At 48.6% G+C, this 18,728-nt stretch carries 16 protein-coding genes, 1 pseudogene and 1 riboswitch; of the genes and pseudogenes, 8 read left to right on the top strand and 9 right to left on the bottom strand.

Going from position 1 to position 18,728, the window contains the following annotated elements; all coding sequences use genetic code 11:
- The first annotated feature begins 27 nt into the window (after positions 1–27).
- Positions 28–891: a helix-turn-helix transcriptional regulator gene (locus tag AC4G47_RS25615; protein ID WP_491106801.1), complete on the top strand. Its 864-nt coding sequence runs from the start codon at positions 28–30 to the stop codon at positions 889–891.
- 774 nt (positions 892–1,665) lie between these two features.
- On the opposite strand, the gene AC4G47_RS25620 is transcribed toward AC4G47_RS25615, so the two are convergent.
- The 9 genes from AC4G47_RS25620 to AC4G47_RS25660 all read right to left on the bottom strand — a co-directional run bounded on the left by AC4G47_RS25620 (position 1,666) and on the right by AC4G47_RS25660 (position 11,811).
- Positions 1,666–2,502, bottom strand: coding sequence for a MetQ/NlpA family ABC transporter substrate-binding protein (locus tag AC4G47_RS25620; protein ID WP_491103397.1), 837 nt, complete (start codon positions 2,500–2,502; stop codon positions 1,666–1,668).
- 101 nt (positions 2,503–2,603) lie between these two features.
- Complete coding sequence (locus AC4G47_RS25625) at positions 2,604–3,275, bottom strand: methionine ABC transporter permease (protein ID WP_458125368.1); 672 nt, start codon at positions 3,273–3,275, stop codon at positions 2,604–2,606.
- Positions 3,272–4,081: a methionine ABC transporter ATP-binding protein gene (locus AC4G47_RS25630; RefSeq protein WP_491103398.1), complete on the bottom strand. Its 810-nt coding sequence runs from the start codon at positions 4,079–4,081 to the stop codon at positions 3,272–3,274. The genes AC4G47_RS25625 and AC4G47_RS25630 overlap by 4 nt, the downstream gene beginning before the upstream one ends.
- Positions 4,082–4,212: 131 nt before the next feature.
- On the bottom strand, positions 4,213–6,516 hold the full coding sequence (locus AC4G47_RS25635) for an outer membrane protein assembly factor BamB family protein (RefSeq protein WP_491103399.1): 2,304 nt from the start codon (positions 6,514–6,516) through the stop codon (positions 4,213–4,215).
- 100 nt (positions 6,517–6,616) lie between these two features.
- A complete protein-coding gene (locus AC4G47_RS25640) occupies positions 6,617–7,411 on the bottom strand; it encodes an energy-coupling factor transporter transmembrane component T family protein (RefSeq protein WP_491103400.1) in 795 nt (264 codons plus the stop codon).
- Positions 7,386–8,963: an ABC transporter ATP-binding protein gene (locus AC4G47_RS25645; RefSeq protein ID WP_491103402.1), complete on the bottom strand. Its 1,578-nt coding sequence runs from the start codon at positions 8,961–8,963 to the stop codon at positions 7,386–7,388. The genes AC4G47_RS25640 and AC4G47_RS25645 overlap by 26 nt, the downstream gene beginning before the upstream one ends.
- Positions 8,964–9,557, bottom strand: a complete 594-nt coding sequence (locus AC4G47_RS25650; protein ID WP_338591077.1) for an ECF transporter S component — start codon at positions 9,555–9,557, stop codon at positions 8,964–8,966.
- 384 nt (positions 9,558–9,941) lie between these two features.
- Positions 9,942–10,610, bottom strand: coding sequence for a pectate lyase (locus AC4G47_RS25655; protein ID WP_458125363.1), 669 nt, complete (start codon positions 10,608–10,610; stop codon positions 9,942–9,944).
- A 325-nt stretch (positions 10,611–10,935) separates the two neighbouring features.
- The gene (locus AC4G47_RS25660) at positions 10,936–11,811 is read right to left on the bottom strand and encodes a radical SAM/SPASM domain-containing protein (RefSeq protein ID WP_264935381.1); all 876 of its coding nucleotides are present in this window, start codon (positions 11,809–11,811) and stop codon (positions 10,936–10,938) included.
- Between the two features lie 281 nt (positions 11,812–12,092).
- Positions 12,093–12,195: riboswitch (TPP riboswitch) on the top strand.
- 160 nt (positions 12,196–12,355) lie between these two features.
- Here AC4G47_RS25660 and AC4G47_RS25665 point away from each other — a divergent pair.
- From AC4G47_RS25665 to AC4G47_RS25695, 7 genes and pseudogenes are all read left to right on the top strand, one after another.
- Entirely contained in the window at positions 12,356–13,123 is a 768-nt protein-coding gene (locus AC4G47_RS25665; RefSeq protein ID WP_491103404.1) for an ABC transporter ATP-binding protein, read from the top strand.
- Positions 13,110–13,922 (top strand): ABC transporter permease, encoded by an 813-nt coding sequence (locus AC4G47_RS25670; protein ID WP_458125360.1) that lies wholly within the window; start codon positions 13,110–13,112, stop codon positions 13,920–13,922. The genes AC4G47_RS25665 and AC4G47_RS25670 overlap by 14 nt, the downstream gene beginning before the upstream one ends.
- A gap of 163 nt (positions 13,923–14,085) precedes the next feature.
- Positions 14,086–15,159 carry an ABC transporter substrate-binding protein gene (locus tag AC4G47_RS25675; protein ID WP_491103405.1) on the top strand — a complete coding sequence of 358 codons (1,074 nt, stop codon included), beginning with the start codon at positions 14,086–14,088 and terminating at the stop codon, positions 15,157–15,159.
- Between the two features lie 114 nt (positions 15,160–15,273).
- A pseudogene (gene thiM / locus AC4G47_RS25680) lies at positions 15,274–16,095 on the top strand (hydroxyethylthiazole kinase); the annotation flags it as partial.
- Positions 16,092–16,904, top strand: a complete 813-nt coding sequence (gene thiD / locus AC4G47_RS25685; protein ID WP_491103406.1) for a bifunctional hydroxymethylpyrimidine kinase/phosphomethylpyrimidine kinase — start codon at positions 16,092–16,094, stop codon at positions 16,902–16,904. The pseudogene thiM and the gene thiD, both read left to right, overlap by 4 nt.
- On the top strand, positions 16,904–17,569 hold the full coding sequence (gene thiE, locus AC4G47_RS25690) for a thiamine phosphate synthase (protein WP_491103408.1): 666 nt from the start codon (positions 16,904–16,906) through the stop codon (positions 17,567–17,569). Before thiD ends, thiE begins: the two co-directional genes overlap by 1 nt.
- Before the next feature lie 310 nt (positions 17,570–17,879).
- The gene (locus AC4G47_RS25695) at positions 17,880–18,623 is read left to right on the top strand and encodes a MerR family transcriptional regulator (protein ID WP_491103409.1); all 744 of its coding nucleotides are present in this window, start codon (positions 17,880–17,882) and stop codon (positions 18,621–18,623) included.
- Positions 18,624–18,728: the final 105 nt, after the last annotated feature.

Consider the following 18,728-nt stretch of genomic DNA (forward strand, 5'->3'; position numbering starts at 1 on the left):
ATGATAACGAGGATCGAAGGTGATGGATTGAACTATGATGTCAGGTTACAAGCCCTGTCCACTTTTCTGAAAACACAGCGTTCCAAAATTTCTCCGGAATCAGTGGGTTTACCCACAGGAAGTCGGCGCAGAACGCCTGGTCTGAGGAGAGAAGAGGTCTCCCAATTGGCAGGGGTGAGCACAACATGGTACACCTGGCTTGAGCAAGGTCGGGATATTCAGGTATCCCATTCCGTATTGGATAACATTGCTTCAGCACTAAGGCTTACTGCGGATGAGCGAAAGTATCTGTTTTCGCTCGCCATGGAACATCACTCGGAACTGCCGACACTGGAAGAAGAACCTGTTCAACTTCCCCCTTCCTTACAGAAAATTTTGCAAGAACTTCATCACTGTCCTACCGTGATCTCGGATCGACGTTGTTACATCGTCGGCTGGAATGACGCAGCCAGACATGTTTTTATGGATTTTGAACAGATTCCCCCCGAACAGCGGAATATGATCAGTCTGTTATTTGATCGAAAGGAATTTCGCAGGCTCGCGGTGAACTGGGAGGATTTTGTTAGTGGATTTTTAGCAATTTTCCGAGCCTATTATGGTCAGTATGTCGATGATGAATGGTATAATTTATTTCTGGATGACATGATGAACAAACATTCTGATTTTCATACGCTCTGGAAACAAAGCAGTGTCAGCAGTGCACCGGATGTATTAATCGAATTCAGACATTCCAAAGCAGGCAAAATGTTGTTTGATCTGACTTCGTTGCAGGTTCAAGGCAGCTCCGATCTGCGTTGCAGTGTCTACACCCCGGCACCAGAAACTGCTACCGAACGCAAACTGATGCGCCTGATCGAGCGTGAAGCTGATTCACATCTTGGCAAGCATTAGAATCTCCCCCCGCTTGTCCAAGTCATGTTGGAACTTGGTATCCTTTTGTTGCAAGTTTTAATAATCAGGGTATACATTAAACAGGTATATTACGTTAACACATGGATCGTAGACCTTCTACACGAAATGGATTCAGAAAGGAATATCATGAACAAAGTGCTTATCATTGAGGAAGCAGGATATCAGGCCGCGCTTGAAGCTGTAGAAGACCATCTCTTACGTTATCGACGCGGATAACATCATACCCCTCACCCTGCAAATACAGGGATAATGTATCTCCTAACATGTTATCGTCGCATACGAAGCATTTCGAGCATCTCCTGATCCCTTTGAATGACCAGGTGCCTGTATCGTTGATTTTGATTCAAATAGTACAGAAATAGGACAACCACAAAGAGGCAAATACACTGAAACAGCATAATTATCCCCATAATTGAAAGGGAAGGAGAATATGTCTTCACCACAATCGACTCATAAACAGTAATTAGCAGCAACGCTCCCAATACCCATTTGAGTATAAATCCCCTAATATAGTTAAAACTCAAGCTTATTGCGACAACAAACATCAGCTCTAACAATGCATACTGCCAATTCTCAAACAAGGGGTTAACCCCCATGTTCAATCCTGAAAACCCACATGCCTGCAAAAGTAGCAAATATGACCAAATTGTTAACTTTCTAAACACTTGTTAATAGCCTGCGGATTCCATAAAAAAAGATCCAAGCGTTATCGCTCAGATCTTCAAATCTGTTCACATTAGGACTACATATTCACTATTCAAATGCCGGGATAGCAATATCTGCATATTTCTCTTCAAAGAAAGCTTTGACCTCTGGACCCGCCATACGCTTAGCCAACTTCTGAATGGCTTCAGAGTCCTTGTTATCCTCACGGGCAACCATGGTGATCGCAAAATGTGAATCATCCTTCTCGGTTAACAGTGCATCCTTCTTCGGTGTAAGACCGAGCGGACTGGCATATGCCGGAGTCATGGCTACCAGATCAGCATCATCCATCATGCGAGCCAGCATCAGCAAGTCCACTTCCTCGAACTTGAAGTTCTTCGTATTCTCGGTGATATCTGCCTGTGTGGCGTTAAAAGCTGCGCCGTCTTTCAGCTTAATTAATCCGTTTTGCTCCAGCATCACAAGAGAGCGACCAATGTTGGAAGGATCGTTCGCAATCGCAATGGTTGCACCTTCTGGCAATTCCTCAATGGATTTGTACTTCTTGGAGTAGCCTCCGTAGATGGCGTTATAGATGGGTTGTACTGCCACCAGATTCGCATTGTTTGCTTCATTATATTGGGTCATGTAGGGAACATGCTGGAAGAAGTTTGCGTCTACTTCCTTGTTCGCCAGTGCCGTATTCGGCTGAACGTTATCGGACAGTACAACAACTTCCAGATTGACGCTATCTTCCTTCAACAACGGTTTTACAATGTCCAGTACGTCTGTCATCGGTGGAATCAAAGTTGCTACTTTCAACGTAACTTCTTGTCCTGCCTGATCTTCCTTTGTTCCTTCTGCCGCAGGTGTTTCTTCTTTTTGTCCACAAGCAGCTACAACCAGCATCACTGCGAGCAACATAAGCATCATTTTTGCTTTCATTTCATGTCTACCCCTCATCGTATAATCTGTATTGGTTATTCTTAGTCTTGCTGAGTCTTGCTACCGACTACTGTACTTAGCCTGATTGGATTCAACCCTGTTCAGGATCTGCGATCCAGCCAGTGGGACAGTCTGCTACCTGTGAATTGGATCATCTGTACCAGGATAATCATAATGACGATCGTAAATACCATAATCTCCGTTTCGAAGCGCTGATAACCGTAGCGAATGGCAAAATCGCCAACCCCGCCGCCACCTACAATGCCCATCACCGTCGAGTAAGAGATGAAGCTGATGGTCGCTGTCGTAAGTCCAAGTACAAGGCCAGATCGTGCCTCCACATATAGGAATTTCACGACAAGCTGCATCGTCGATGCCCCCATGGATGAGGCGGCTTCAACCACTCCCTTGGGTACATCGAGCAACGCTTGCTCCACCAGTCTGGCGTAGTAAGCAATCGCAATGACCGAGAGTGGAACGGTTGCCGCCAGTGTACCGATGGACGTTCCCACGACGATTCGTGTGAATGGAATCATGAATACAACCAGCAGTAAGAACGGAAACGAACGAACGATGTTGACGACACTGCCGAGGATAAAGGACAGCGTTTGATTCTGATACCGTTGTCCTCTACGGAATAGGTACAGCAGTGTACCCAGAGGTAACCCGATCAGAACCGCTGCCGCAATGGAGATGCCCACCATGACAAAAGTCTCCCCAATCGCCTGCCATATCTCATGCTGATACTTCAGCACAGACTCAGGTAACCTCATGGCTTGTCCTCCTGTTCTGCCGGACGTGATAGAGTCGAACCTGTCATCCCGTATTTGTCACCCGCAAGTAAGGAGGTCAGCAGATCAGGCTGCGGGGCGGGGATACTGCTCACTTCCGCCTTAGACAATGTTCGAACGAGTCGCCCATCCTTCATCACGGATATCCTGTGACATAGTCTGCGAGCCACTTCCATTTCATGTGTCACTACGACAATGGTCACGCCCAGCGTTTCATTGATATGACGCAGCACATCCAGTATGCCGTTCGTAGTCTGTGGATCAAGCGAAGACGTCGGTTCATCACAGAGCAGCACATCCGGACGACTGGCGAGCGCTCGTGCAATGGCCACACGCTGCTTCTGTCCACCACTAAGCTGTGCAGGATATTGATCTGCCTTGTCTTCCAGTCCAACAAACCTCAGCACCTCAAGGCCACGTTCGACTCGCTGCGCACGGGATATACCCGCGAGTTCCAATGGCATGCAGACATTGCCACTCACCGTTCGGTTACTGACAAGGTTGAAGTGTTGAAAGATCATGCCAATGGACCTCCGTGCCTGACGCAGACTCCGCTCATTCATCTGGGTCAGGTGCTGCCCATTCACAACAACCTCACCATCATCCGGCTTTTCCAATCCGTTGAGCATCCGCAGAAGCGTGGATTTGCCTGCACCACTCGATCCTATAATGCCATGTATTTCTCCTTGTCCTACTTCGAGGGACACCGAGCTTAATGCTTCGAATCCCTGATCTGCACGAGAACCGCGCTCGTTATAACGTTTGCTTACACCATATAATGAGATCATGGAGAGTCCTCCCGTGAATGATCATGCATGGTTCTTCAAGAACACATGAAGAAAGCCCGCACAGCCGATAACCGGAGCGCGAGCAAGCCTGTTCATTTATAATAAATCAACATTCCATACGAAACAAGCTTTTAAGGTGAGATTGCCTCCTGCAGATGGCTAGCTTCATACAGACGAAAACGTCCGTTGGACGACCCCACATACACTTCATTTCCGATTCGGTTGATCATTCCATTCTTCGCATCCCGATCCCTGTGCTCCGGGCTTCCGATCACAACGTCATGTACACGACCCAGCAGCGCTCCATTCTTTTTGTTCAATACGAGCAGATTCTCATCCATAGGCAGCAGCAACTGATCACCAATGACCAGATAACTTCCCTGATTCGTTGGATACCTCAGAGTTGAAATTGTATCTTTGGCATTCCAGCGGGTCTTACCTGTCTTATAGTCCAAAGCTGCCGGGTAACCGTTTTTAATTACATATAATTGATCGTCCTCCACAAGTCCCCGTTCAATCTTGTTGTTTAACGTCCAACGTTTTTCCCCACTCTTGGCATCGTACAGGGTGGTTGTAAAGTCTTCATATTTTCCGTAATGATCGCTGTTTTTGTTCTCACGGATCAACAGCATGCCATCATTCAGCTCTTCAAATCTCTGTCCTGCCCGAGCAGGAAATTGTGCAAGCTTCTTGCCCGTGTTCAGATCAAGCAGTTGCCACTGATTATCTAGCGACAGCCATCTTTCCGTATTCGCGGTGGCAAATGGATCAAGGCGTTCAATTCCATCAAAATATGCATCATTCACAATTTGTTCTACCGTGGATCGTTTGGCCTTCAAGCTCCACACCGTTCGCCCTGTTCGAGGATCAGCTGCAACCAGTTTATTCTTTTCCCAGTACAGCACATAAAGGTCATCTGCACTCTTGTTCAATAATTCATAACCCGTAGCCAATTTTCGCGTCCACAATGTTTTTCCGTTTGCACTGTCCAGAACCGTCAACCAGCTGTTGCTTGAACCCTCAACAACCGGGCTATCCACAACCACAACGTTCTTCGCAGCGGTGATGCCATTCAGTCTGAATTTCTGCTTAGGATTATACGTCCACATAACCTGTCCGTTCTTCAAGTTCAGATGACGAATACGATCCACGTATTTTTTCTTGTCAGAATCATAATCGGTGTAGATTGTAACGTATTGGCGTCCTGTATCCATCTCTGCCTGCTGTCTTCCAACCCCCCCGTTAATCCCCCATAATTTCTGGCCGGAATGTCGGTCAAGGGCATATATAGAACCTTCGTAGTAACCCCCGCTAAATCCACCGTCATCCCCTTTCATCAGGAGAACATCATCCGTGGCTGCTTGTAAAAAAGTGTAGTTAATATCCCCCCGGTTGGTCCATACCGGTCTCCAGGGGATGGTCATTGGCAGCGTTGTGCCATAGATTTTTGTCGTGAAATTATATTCATCTGCCCGACTGATGTTCCCATCGGAAACGACAGCATTTCGATCATTCTGTGGTAGATTCCAGCGTGTTCTGACCAGCTTGCCATTCTTATTGAATGTGACCAGATACTGCGCATCTTCCCGCTCATATCTCCAGGTCTGGCCGATACTCATCGCATAACCCGTGTCATTCAAATTGGCCGAACTCTCTTTCCAATCCGGTTCACCAAGCCATTGTTCGACTTGTTTGGAGGCGATTCCTGGATTTAACTTGATATCCGTCAAATGACGAAGAACCGAAGTCGGCAACGATGCATCCTGTTGGAACCAACCATCATTCACATTCATCTGCTGTTCTACAGCCTGTGCCTTGATCCAGAAGAGTCCTGGCCGATACGTGGAGGATTCCTTATTCCAGATTCGCGGGGCAATGGAGACCCCATACCATCCTTTCCACTTCGCAACAATAACAGCCTTATCTGTTAGCGCTTTCTCAAAAGGCCAGGTTGTAGATCTTTCTGGAGCCAGATACAACTTACTGCCTGATTGGAGCGTGAAGCTCTGGGGAGCCATTTTCGTCATACTTCTGCTCTCCTTCAGCGCATACCACCTTGGCAGCCAGAAGTCTCCATGATCAGATGACTTGAGCTGTACCCACTCGCCACGATCCGATGCCAACGTATACTTTTCGCTTTTCGTCGTATAGTATTCAATCCTCATCTGGTCAGCAGCCACACTGCCGTCCCTTCTGTTTTTGAACAGAGGGATGTCATTCATGAGCGTAACGGTATCTCCTTGTCTGTAGGCCAACTTTGCAGTTAAGGCTTGGGAACTTGCCCCCAACGCTTGTGGCGTTGTAGCCGAAGCTTGTCCTCCAAGGGCGACCATTTTGGAATCCAGCAGCATCCATCCCGTCAACAGCACAGCAGATACTCCAGTCAAGGTAATCCATTTGTAGCCTATTCTCTGCCAGTCAGGAACCGTCTTCACGCTCGTTCATCCCCATCCATTAGAATTTATTTCCATATAGACGTCGCAAACAGGAAAAAGTTACCTTTCACCTCAATATATTTCTCGCTATCTTCCAGTATTACCTTACATCCAACATCGTAGCATGATAAGGAAAGGTGACCCCCATGTAATAAGCAGCTGTTAAGGTGAGGATATAATAAAATACGAACCACAGATCTGCCCGGGAATAGCCGATCTGAATGTAATATGTTCGACGCGCGCCATCCGCGAACCCCTTCGCTTCCATCGCTACCGCCATTCGTTGTGCACGGCGAATACTCTGTGCCAGCAGCGGAATAGCATAACGCTTGAGTGTACCATACACGTTCCAGCGTGAGCCGCGTTGCCTTGTTCCACGAATACGAATGGCGTAACGGAGCGTCTGGAATTCATCCAGCAGAATCGGGATCATACGCATCGCGGCCAAAAAGCTATAGGCATATTTGGCGGGAAGCTTCCACTGCTGCATTAGGGAATAAAATAGTCTAACCGGCTTGGTTGTCAGTCCGAACAGCAAGCCAGCCGCTGCCATGCTCAGCGAGCGAAATCCCAAGTGCAGTCCGCGATAGAAGCTCTCTTCTGTAATATGAATCAGTCCCCACTTATACCACGTGGTCTCTCCCTTACCAAACATCATCATACCTGTAGATGTGGAGATAAATACCAGAATGAATGGTGATGCATACAGCATCAATCTGTACCACGGGTGACCAGTCCAGCACAGTAACAGCATCATAGCCACAGCAACATTGGCCATTACATTCAGGTTATGAATGAGGATAACGATGACAAACATCATCGTCAGAATAATCATTTTCAGTCCGGGATTGACGGTATGAAGCCAGGTCTCACGATGAGGAAACGACAGCTGCATCAGATAACCTCCCCTCATCTACCGTCCAGATTCGGGTGCAATATCTTTTTACAATCTCACGGTCATGGGTAACCATCACAATGGCTGTTCCTTCACGCCGCAATTGCTCCAGTTGTGCTAACATGGCGAACGTATTGCGGGCATCCTGCCCAAATGTAGGCTCATCCAGCAGCAGAATTCGCTGCTCTCTGACCAGTGCGGAAGCCACGCTCAAACGCCGTTTCTGTCCCATGGATAATTGGTAGGGATGACGCTCGGACAGGTCGATTAGTCCAAATTGCTTCAGCATGTGATCCGTTTTGATACGTCTTTCTTCCGCTGTAAGCCTGCCTCCAAGCAGGGAGAATCCCACTTCTTCCGCGACGGTGTTGGTCACAAATTGAAATTCAGGATTCTGAAATACAAACGCAATTCGATCTGCAAGTTGTTCCGTCCTGCCGGAGGGCTGACCATCAACCTGGTAATCACCTGTCGTTTTCAGAATATTCATCAGGGATAATAACAACGAACTTTTACCAGCTCCATTGGCTCCGACAATCCCAATCCAATCCCCATGCCATACCTTGGCCTGTTCCACCTGGATGAAGGGCGTTTTCCCACGCCATCCAGTGAACTGGTGTAAGTCCAGTGCAGGCTGATGTGGCGGTGATACAGGCGATAGGGATGATACGTGAGATATCGGGGATATACCCGTTGTTTCGGATAAACCAGATGCTCGCTGTCTTTCCAAGCTCCCAAAGCCCTGATCCGCACAGGCCCGGAGTTCTCCAGCAATACTTCCCTCTTCCTCCTTTGTTGCCTGCTCCTGTTCCCGCTCTTCCCACACGCCTGGATACCAAATTCCATAAGCCTTCAATTTTTCCCTTTCCTCCGTAAATACCTGTTGCGAGGGGCCATCCGCCACGATCTCTCCCTCTGGAGATAACACAATAATCCGATCAACCATATCCACAATCTCATTAATTTTGTGTTCAACAATGATTAACGTTTTGTCACTGGCAATCCGTTTGACGGTATCCCACACCTGGGAAGTCCCTTCATCATCCAGTAATGCGGTGGGCTCATCCAGAAACAGCACCTCCGGGTCCATCGCCAACATCGATGCAATTGCAAGACGCTGCTTCATGCCCTGAGACATGGATTGGATCCATGTCCGATTCTGTTCAAAGGATAATCCGACCTGGTTCAGATAATATTCAATCAGATCCGCCATTTCTTCACGCGGTATATTTCGGTTTTCCAGCACAAATGCGATCTCTTCATCCGAATAGGACATACAGAACTGGGTGTCCGGGTCTTGAAAGACTACTCCGGCTTTGGCAGGAATCTGAATATCATCACATTTCATCGGGATCTCAACCGAACGTGGTATCAGACCGCTCAGTATTTGCAACAACGTCGATTTACCGGAGCCGCTCGGACCAAGCAACAATACTTTCTCCCCTTGACGCACAGAGAGAGACAAGCCCTGAAATACCAAGGCTTTCTCTCCCGGGAACTTGCATCTTAGATTCGTTACACTTACCGCTTGCGAATTCCCTTCCCCGTTCATCTAATCCAGAGCCTCATAATCCTGTTTGGATACCGGTCTGAGTGAGCGTGTTACACCTGTCAGTTCCAATGCTTTGGCGAGATAATAAGCGAACACTCCGGCAATCAGGATACTTCCAATGAAGCGGAAGCCGATAAATAACGTATAGTTCCATGCCGAGAGTGAATCAATATACCCGTACTGGTAATCCAGCACAAGCGAAGCCGCCGCCGCACCTATGGCTGCAAGACAGGTGACGAACAGATTGGTTTTTCGATACAGAAATGCGGCGAAGAATATCTCGGCTCCCAATCCTTGCAACAGACCATACACCAATGTGGACATGCCCCATTCACTGCCCAGAAAAGCACTCACCGTTGAAGCTGCAACCTCAGCAAGAATCGCCACACCCGGCTTACGAATGATGACAAAAGCAAACGTGCCGGCCATAAACCACATGCCGTAGATCATCTGCTCTGCATGAACGCCGAATGGTTTCATCAGGTCATATGTAGGTCCCCATATCTTATAAATCACGCCAAACACCACTGCGATCACGATGGTTACCAGAATATCTGTTAGTTTCAATCGCTTGTTGCCTGCTGTTGTTGCCATCTTCTCTACTTCCTTCCTCTGCTCCCCGTCGGGTTTATTAAAGTAAACAAAAAAAGCCTCCCCGGTTCCGGGCAGGCCTTACGTACAGTGTACAATTCTCACAATCATGTATTGGATGGTTGACGCAAAGACGGAATATCAATCCTTCTCCTGTTGTAGCAAAAAGTTCACCACAGCCGAAAGAAGTCCTGTTGTTATCCCACGTTAATTTTGCACAATTCACCCTTACACATTGTAAATCCATGTTCTCTACGCTGGCATTACCCAGATCAGATGTACGGTCAGCGGCACAAGGCCACTCTCTCAGCCCAACTTCATTGAGCTCCCGGTTCACTTTATTTCATTGCTTCTAATGTACATCAGATGGGTATTTGTGGCAATGCCTTAATATTGCGTATTCCCGGACTGACTCGTTTTTCCTGAAGCGAAACCCTTGAACAACGTTGGTACTTTGGAATACCGTGTATTCGTGATTTTTCCTTGTGATGTACTGCTGTCTGTACGCATAATTGCATCTTTCACATTGGAAATGTTGGAGTTATCCAGGGTCATGTTAACTGCGAAGGAAGTTCCACCATTTTGGCGAACCAGCTTGCCAATATCATCTGCACGGAAATTTTTGATGTTAATCGTTCCGGCTGCATTCATCTGGAACACTTTATCATAGGCCTTGTACGCTGCTCCGCCGGTAATATTGACCGTTCCGGCCGACTTCAATGTTAGTGCATCCTCGCCCACGTCCTGCCAAACCACATTCGATATATTACAGTTTCCATAACAGTGAACACCATCGGCAGCAGGTGATCCGATATTTACATTTTTGAGCGTGGCCCCTGCCTCCAGGCGAAAGACTGGCTTTTGACCCTCTGCTTGAGATCCGTCGCCCAGTGTGGAAGGATTGGCTACAAAGGTTTTGCCTTGACCGTCATAGGTCGTATTCTTTGGAACAATAATAGTTGAATTTACAACCGTAGGTGCAGCCGCAGCCGGAACTGCACCAAATATGGAAGCAACCAAACCAGCGGACAGCAACAACGTCAACATTTTTTTCATAACTTTATTCCTCCCTTATTCTCGTTTTTTGGTAGTACTAGCCTGAGCTTGTACTGGAATTTCGCCAGAGGTGCACCTCTGTCTGAAATACAACCTAATCCTACCAAATAAGGAAGGGGACAAGAATAATCATTAGATCACTTTTACACTTCCCAGCATAGAACCTGATGTTTCAGCATGCTTTGTGGTCCCGTGTTTACTTGTTATGTACCGATATCAACTTCGGATATGCTCTATTTACAACCTCAATATACACAACAAAGACCACATCATCTGTTACAGACAACGTGATCTTATGAAAACATGATTGTATTCACTTTATATTCTAGGCTCCAAACCGCTGACGATACCCGCACTTCCGGCACAACTCTTCCACTGCTTCCCGCTTGGAAAAACCATACACCAGATTGTTGGCTCGCTCACCCTCAATAATCTCCGAGAATGACTTCTCGTGCACGTTACCGAGGTTAATGACACCCTCACCATCAAGACAGCATGGAACCACCGTTCCATCCACTAGCACAGCCGCCTGACCGCGTAGTGCATGGCAAAATCCTTTCCCGTCATCTTCCGGTGCATCCAGACTCGGCCACTGGAACTCATGATCCTGGTTCAGGTATACATTTGGGGCGATTTTGACCCCGCTGCCTGGAACCACTTTTTCTTCAATACGAAAGTCCAGATTGAACTCACGTTCCAGCACTTCAAGGGTCTCCCGATTTCGATTCATCTGAGCATTCGTAAAGTTATCCTGCGTCAGATTCCATAGCCGGAATGAGATGATAACATTGTGCTTCACCGCTTCATGTACAAAAGACAGGATGTTGCTCAGGTACCCGTCACGATCAGTTGAACCTTCATGCCCATCGAAGCTGTGCAGAGAGAAGTTCATCTGTCGCAGCGCCGGTTTGCCGAGCAATTTATGCTGAGTCTTGGGCAGCAGCGTACCATTCGTTGTAATGTTCACCTTGAGTCCCTTCGCATGTGCGGAATCAAGCAGCAGATCTATTTTGGGATGCAACAAGGGTTCACCTTTGACATGTAAATAAATATGGTTGGTATGTGGTTTAACTTGATCCAGTATATTGTTGAAGACTTCAGGGTCAATGAATCCTTTGGCACGCTGTGTCTGCGGACAGAAGCTGCATGCCAGATTGCAGATACTTGTGATCTCAATATATACTTTTTTGAACGTTTTCAACTCGGGTCCCCATTCTGCTTAGGAGGGAGAAATCCCACCTGCATTTGTGATCCGGCCAATATGCGCCATCCCTATTATATCGGGTTCTTGAGCCGAGGTAAATTGTTCGATTGTTCTAAGCACAACGAGGGACAAAAGAAATTCATTCCAACTGAAATTTGTATGATTACAACCTCGCTCCTCGGATCTGACTCCAATTCACCTCAACAATTCCATCATGCTGCCTCTTTACAGTTCATGTTCAAGTGATATATGCTGAACACACAACTGCATATCTTGTACATTTGCACTAGGGGAGCCCTGCGGCTGAGACGAATATGACTATTCGGACCCTTTGAACCTGATCTGGATCATACCAGCGGAGGGAAGTGGAGCGGCCTTTTAGTAAGCGGAATTTTATCATGTATATGTGAAGATAAATTGCGGATCTAACTTACAGACCCACTCATTTCTCCGGAAATGGGTGGGTCTTTTTTGTTTCTTTTGCAGAGCACAGGATGTCGTTGTTATTTCACCAGTCTGACATTAAGGGGGTGAGGATCAGATGGCCAACCATGTAACCATTCACAACGTAAGCTTCGCTTTTCCCGAAAAAAAAGATTCACCCGTACTCTCCAATGTGTCGCTTCAGGTTCAACAGAGAGAATTTGTCTCACTCATTGGCTCCAGCGGATCAGGTAAAAGCACGCTCTTCAAGCTGCTCGCAGGCTTGCATGAGCCAACCGTCGGCACCATCGACATTGCCGATGTACCGCAAGGACAACGGCTCGGACGAGTCGCCTATATGCCGCAGAAAGATCTCCTGTTGTCTTGGCGGACCGTCTTGGAGAACTGCATGCTACCTGCTGAGTTGGCACCAGGTCGACAGAACAAGGACAAGCTGCGGGCCGACATCATGGCTGGATTAGCCAGGTTCGGCCTGTCAGGTTATGAACATTCCTATCCGGATGAGTTATCCGGTGGCATGCGGCAGCGGGTAGCACTGCTTCGTACTTTGCTTACAGGCGGACAGCTCATGTTGCTGGATGAACCCTTCGGTGCGCTCGACGCCTTAACCAAACGAGAAATGCATCGCTGGTTGTTGGAGCTGTGGGAGGGCTTTGGCCAAACCGTCCTGTTTATTACACATGACATTGAAGAAGCATTGCTTTTAAGTGATCGTATTATTCTACTAACTCCAGGCGGACAAGGTCAGCAACTGTGGGAAATGACGGTTCCTTTGCCACGTCCAAGGCATTCGGACCTGATCTACGAACCGGCTCTCGTGCAGATGAGACGACAACTGGAGGAACAATTGCATGCGAAGCGATAAGGTTAGCGTCCAGACGTGGCTCTCGAAGTGGTTTTCCCAATATGGTTTGTTCATTCTGCTCATGCTCTTTTTACTGGCGATCTGGGAAACGATTGTACGTATGGGATGGGTGCCTTCCTTCATCATTCCTGCACCCACGGCCATCGCAGGCTCACTGGTTGAGCATCGTCGTCTGCTGCTGACCATACATCTGCCTGCTACCTTTATGGAGGTTGCTGTTGGTTTTGGCTTGTCCATAGTGACCGGAATTGCGCTGGCGACAGGCATGCATATGAATCGCTCGATTGAAAAGGCCTTATATCCCTTCATCGTGATCAGTCAGACGATCCCGCTGATTGCCCTGTCCCCCGTATTCATCCTGTGGTTCGGCTACACGCTGTGGAGTAAAGTCGCCGTGGTGTTCCTGATCGCGTTCTTCCCCATTGTGGTCAGTACCTACGATGGACTCCGCCAAGGCGACCCAGAACAGCGTGAACTACTACTCACCATGGGCGCCAGCAAATGGGATATTTTTCGCAAACTCCAGGTTCCGCTGGCACTCCCTTCATTTTTCTCGGGGCTAAAGATGTCTGTGGTGTACTGCGTGGTTGGGGCAACGATTGGCGAATGGCTCGGTGGCAGTAAAGGGCTCGGCTACTTCAGCCGCCGCATGTCCAGCAATATGAATACGGATGCGATGTTCGCCGCTATTGTGCTGTTATCCTTGCTGGGAATCATTTTGTTTGCACTGATTGCTTGGCTGGAGAAACGGTTTAGCTTACGGCGTCATCGTCATGGAGCCAAAAGGAAAGTTGGATAGAACTTAGACAGAAATTAGATGTAAATACAGGAGTTACGATTTTCAAAATATACCTTATGCACAATTTCAGCAGTATCTTCAATCAGTACATTGTCACATTGTCCGTTAACATGCTGCTGTCCATTTTCTACAAATCAAAACGATGAAATGAGGAACTTCATTTATGAATAACAAAGGCATATATTCCCTGCTTCCCATCATGCTCATAAGCCTGTTGCTGATTGTTAGTGGATGCAGCACCACGGGTACTAACAAAAACACAACAACAACAGATTCGGCAACCAACGCAGAGCAAACAGACTCGTCTGTAACAGAACCAGCATCAGACGCCAAAGATAAACTGTCCATCATGCTCGACTGGTACCCGAATGCAGTACATTCCTTCATCTACGTTGCTCAAGAAAAAGGATACTTTGCAGATCAAGGTCTCGATGTCGATATTCAGATGCCTGCGGATACCAATGATTCACTCAAACTTGTTGCTGCCGGGAAAATCGATCTGGCTCTAAGCTACCAACCCCAAATATTGCTCGCGCGTGGCGAGAACATTCCTGTACGTTCCATTGCTGCTGTCGTTCGGCATCCGCTGGTGCATCTGTTGACCGAAGCGAATGGCAACGTGAATTCACCCAAAGATCTTGAAAGAAAGACTGTCGGTTATTCCTCCATTCCTCTGTATGAAGCGATGGTGCATACGATGATTAGCCACGATGGCGGCAACCCCGACAACATGAATCTGGTCGACGTCGGGTTCGATCTGATTCCTTCGCTGGCTTCTGGACAGGCGGATGCGATAATGGGTGGTTTTATTAACCATGAGCAATTGATTCTGGAGAAAGAAGGACATGCCATGAGATCGATTAACCCCGTCGATTATGGTGTGCCTGATTATTATGAATTGGTTCTGACCGCAAGTGAAGCTGGCATTGAAGCGAAAAAGGACCAGCTTACCCGGTTCGTCAAAGCGATCCAGGAGGGCCAGACATATGTAACGGAGCACCCAGAGGAAGCCTTGAATATTCTGCTGGCTCATGAGAATGAAACATCTCCGCTAGACGCCGAGATCGAAACCAAAAGTCTGGCTATTTTACTGCCACTTATGAATGAAGAAGGTCAAGCGTTTGGTCGGCAGGAAATGGAGTCGTGGGAGAATGTACGTGCATGGCTCGTTGAAAACGAATTGATTCCTGAAACAGTGAAAGCCGAGGATGCTTTTACTAATTTGCACGGAGAGTAAGTAAAATTTGAAGCGATCTCAGAAATCTAAGGAACCTGAGCCATGCTATATCGGAATAAACAACCGTTTGTAGCTTTTTAGTCAGAGGATTCTGGAAAGCATACAAAACAAGGAGGAAATTATATGTCTTATCTGGAACGTGTTCGTACGCAAAACCCGTTGGTACACAATATCACTAACCTTGTCGTGGCTCCCTTTACAGCCAACGGTCTGCTTGCACTTGGTGCGTCCCCTTTTATGGCCTATGCTCATGAGGAAGTTGCCGATGTCGCCAAGATGTCAGGAGCCGTGGTACTTAACATTGGTACACTCGATGACAAAGTCATTCAGGCGATCCGATTGGCTGGTCAATCAGCTAATGCGCATCACGTGCCTGTTGTACTCGATCCCGTCGGTGCAGGTGCAACCACCTATCGTACAGAAACCGTTCAGATGCTCGTTCGTGAACTCCGCCTCACGGTCTTGCGCGGCAATGTGGCCGAAATCGCCAATGTCATCGGTGAGAGCTGGAGCATCAAAGGTGTGGACGCAGGATCAGGTGAGGGTGACCGGATCGGCATTGCGGAGCGGGCAGCACATAAGCTCGGCTGTGTCGTGGTCATTACGGGGAAAGAAGATATCATTACCGATGGACAATCCACCTTCCTGACGAGTAATGGACATGCCCTGCTCACTCAGGTGACGGGTGCTGGCTGTCTGCTAAGTTCAGTGATTGGCGCTTTTACAGCCATAGCGGAATTAGAAGTCGATCTTCTACGCAGTGTTGTTGAAGCGCTCGCTTTTTATGGCGTGGCGGCTGAACTAGCGGCAGAGCACACCGCACATCTGGGGCCGGGCAGCTTCCAGATTGAGTTGTTGAATCAACTGGCACAAGTGACACCTGAACTCTTGGCAGAGCACGCACAGATACGTCAGATCCGTGGAGGTGCAGTATGAACATTGCTCAAGCGCTAACCATTGCAGGCTCTGATAACGGGGGCGGCGCAGGAATTCAGGCTGATCTGAAAACGTTCCAGGAGCTTGGGGTATATGGCATGACCGTCATCACCGCTATTGCTGCTCAAAATACAACAGGTGTGCAGGGTGTCTTCCCCATCCCTTACGATGGTATCAAACAGCAACTGGACTCGACAGGTGAAGACTTTCAACCAACTGCAGCGAAGACCGGCATGTTATATAGTGCTGAGATTATTCGGCTAGTCGCTGAAAAATGGCAGCAATACCGTTGGTCTAATCTGGTCATCGACCCCGTGATGGTCGCTAAAGGTGGTGCTCCTCTACTTCAGCAGGAAGCTGTACAGGCGCTGGTCACGGAGCTATTGCCTCATGCCCTGATCACAACACCCAATATTCCGGAAGCAGAACTGCTCACTGGAATGTCCATTACGAATCTGAGCGCCCGGGAAGAAGCCGCAAAGCAGATCGTACAGATGGGCTCGACGTATGCTTTGCTCAAAGGAGGCCATGATGAGGGTAGCGGTATGATTATTGATGTGCTCTACGATGGACAGACTTTTCACTATCTGGAGAATATTCGTGTGATCACACGCCATACGCATGGAACGGGGTGCACGTACTCTGCTGCCATCACCGCAGAGTTAGCTAAGGGTTCCTCGGTTCTGGCTGCCGTCACGACCGCGCGAGCATTCATTCAGGCAGCCATCGAAGATGAGCTGGGGATTGGGGCCGGACATGGGCCGACGAATCATTTTGCGTATCAGCGCAGACAGCGGGGGGAGCAGTGATGCGCCTTTGGGATGCAGAAGCCGTGCGACGCGCGATGCAGGTGTATTTGGTGATGGGCAGCGTCAATACGACGCAAGACCCGGTGGAAGTGCTGCGCCAGGCCATTGCTGGCGGCATCACGCTGTTCCAGTTCCGCGAAAAGAGAACTGGCGCCCTGGTTGGCGAAGCTCGCATCACGCTTGCGATGCAGCTTCGCGAGGTGTGCAGCCAGCACGGGGTCCCGTTCATCGTGAACGATGATGTGGAGCTGGCTGTAGCGGTGGAGGCCGACGGCGTGCATGTCGGCCAAGGAGATGCGGACGCGGCGCTGGTACGCGCCCGCATTGGAGAAGGGCGGATGCTTGGCGTATCCGCCCACTCTGTGGATGAGGCGCGCCGTGCGGTGCAGGCGGGCGCCGACTATCTTGGCGTCGGGCCACTGTACCCGACGCGCTCCAAAGCGGATGCCCACGCTGTGCTGGGCCCCGCAGGGGTAGCGGAACTGCGCGCCGCAGGCATCGCAGTTCCGGTGGTGGGTATCGGCGGCATTACGCCCGATACCACGGCCGCCGTGATGGCGGCTGGAGCCGACGGCGTAGCCGTCATCTCCGCCATCGCGGGCGCGGCTGACGTGCGCGCAGCGGCTTCGCAGTTCGCTGCGGCAGTGCGCGGGATGCAGGCGTAGCCATGCTCTCCCTGCACTGCCAGCCCGTGGGCTGCACCGAATGCATATGTGCAGCCCACACAACTGCTCGCTCTCCTCTCCATAACAGAGGAGCCTCACAAGCCTCCGCCGGTGCGGCAGTCTATGTCTTCGACTCAGAAGCGCATCCGCTCCCCTTAAAGTGACTAATAGAATAATCTAGTCACATCTAGTCACCAATCCATGATCAAGATGCAGCCTCCATGCTTGCATCTTGTTTTTTTTCATTTTCAACTGTTGACTCTCACGTAACGTGACACTGTACAATCGGTGTTGTAAGGAGGTTTCACACATGGCCATGAAGGTAAAAGAAGTTGCCGAACTCGCCTCGATCAGTGTGCGCACACTGCATCACTATGATGAGATCGGACTATTAACCCCGGACGAAGTAACTTCTGCCGGATATCGATTATATTCAGATGCCAATCTGGAACGGTTGCAGCAGATTTTGTTTTTCAAGGAACTCGACTTCTCTCTGAAGGAGATCAAAGACATTATAAACAACCCCTCCTTCGATCCGGAGGAAGCGCTAAATATGCATCGACTAATTCTTGTGGAGAAGCGCCAACGCTTGGACCAGATGATTGCCACCATTGATAAAACAGTTTTACATGTGAGAGGAGAAATTAAAATGACAGCCATAGAACAATTCGAAGGATTTGATTTTAGCCAGAATCCGTACGAACAGGAAGCGCGGGAGCGCTGGGGAGATCATGCCGTTGATCAGGCAAACCAGAAGCTGCACAGTCAGTCGGGCGAGAAGCAGAAGGCTCTATCCGATCAAATGAACGAAATCTACAGACATCTGGCTGCACTTCGTCACACAGAACCAGCATCTGCGGAGGCACAGGCCGGCATCAAAGAGTGGTACACTTGGCTGAACCAAATGGGAAACTACTCACCTGAAGCCTTTAGAGGACTCGGTCAGATGTACGTGGACGATGAACGCTTCACACGCAATATTGATCAATTTGGCGATGGTTTGGCAGTATTTATGAGAGATGCCATGGCTGTATTTGCGGACCAAAACAAATAATGTAGACCTGTCTGCGCCCATTGCAGTATTAATCATCACTATTTCCATATGCAACGCCATTGTCATCAAGGGAGACATCTGATTCATGCTGTTTCAATAATCATG

Source organism: Paenibacillus sp. Negev47 (genome assembly GCF_058313655.1).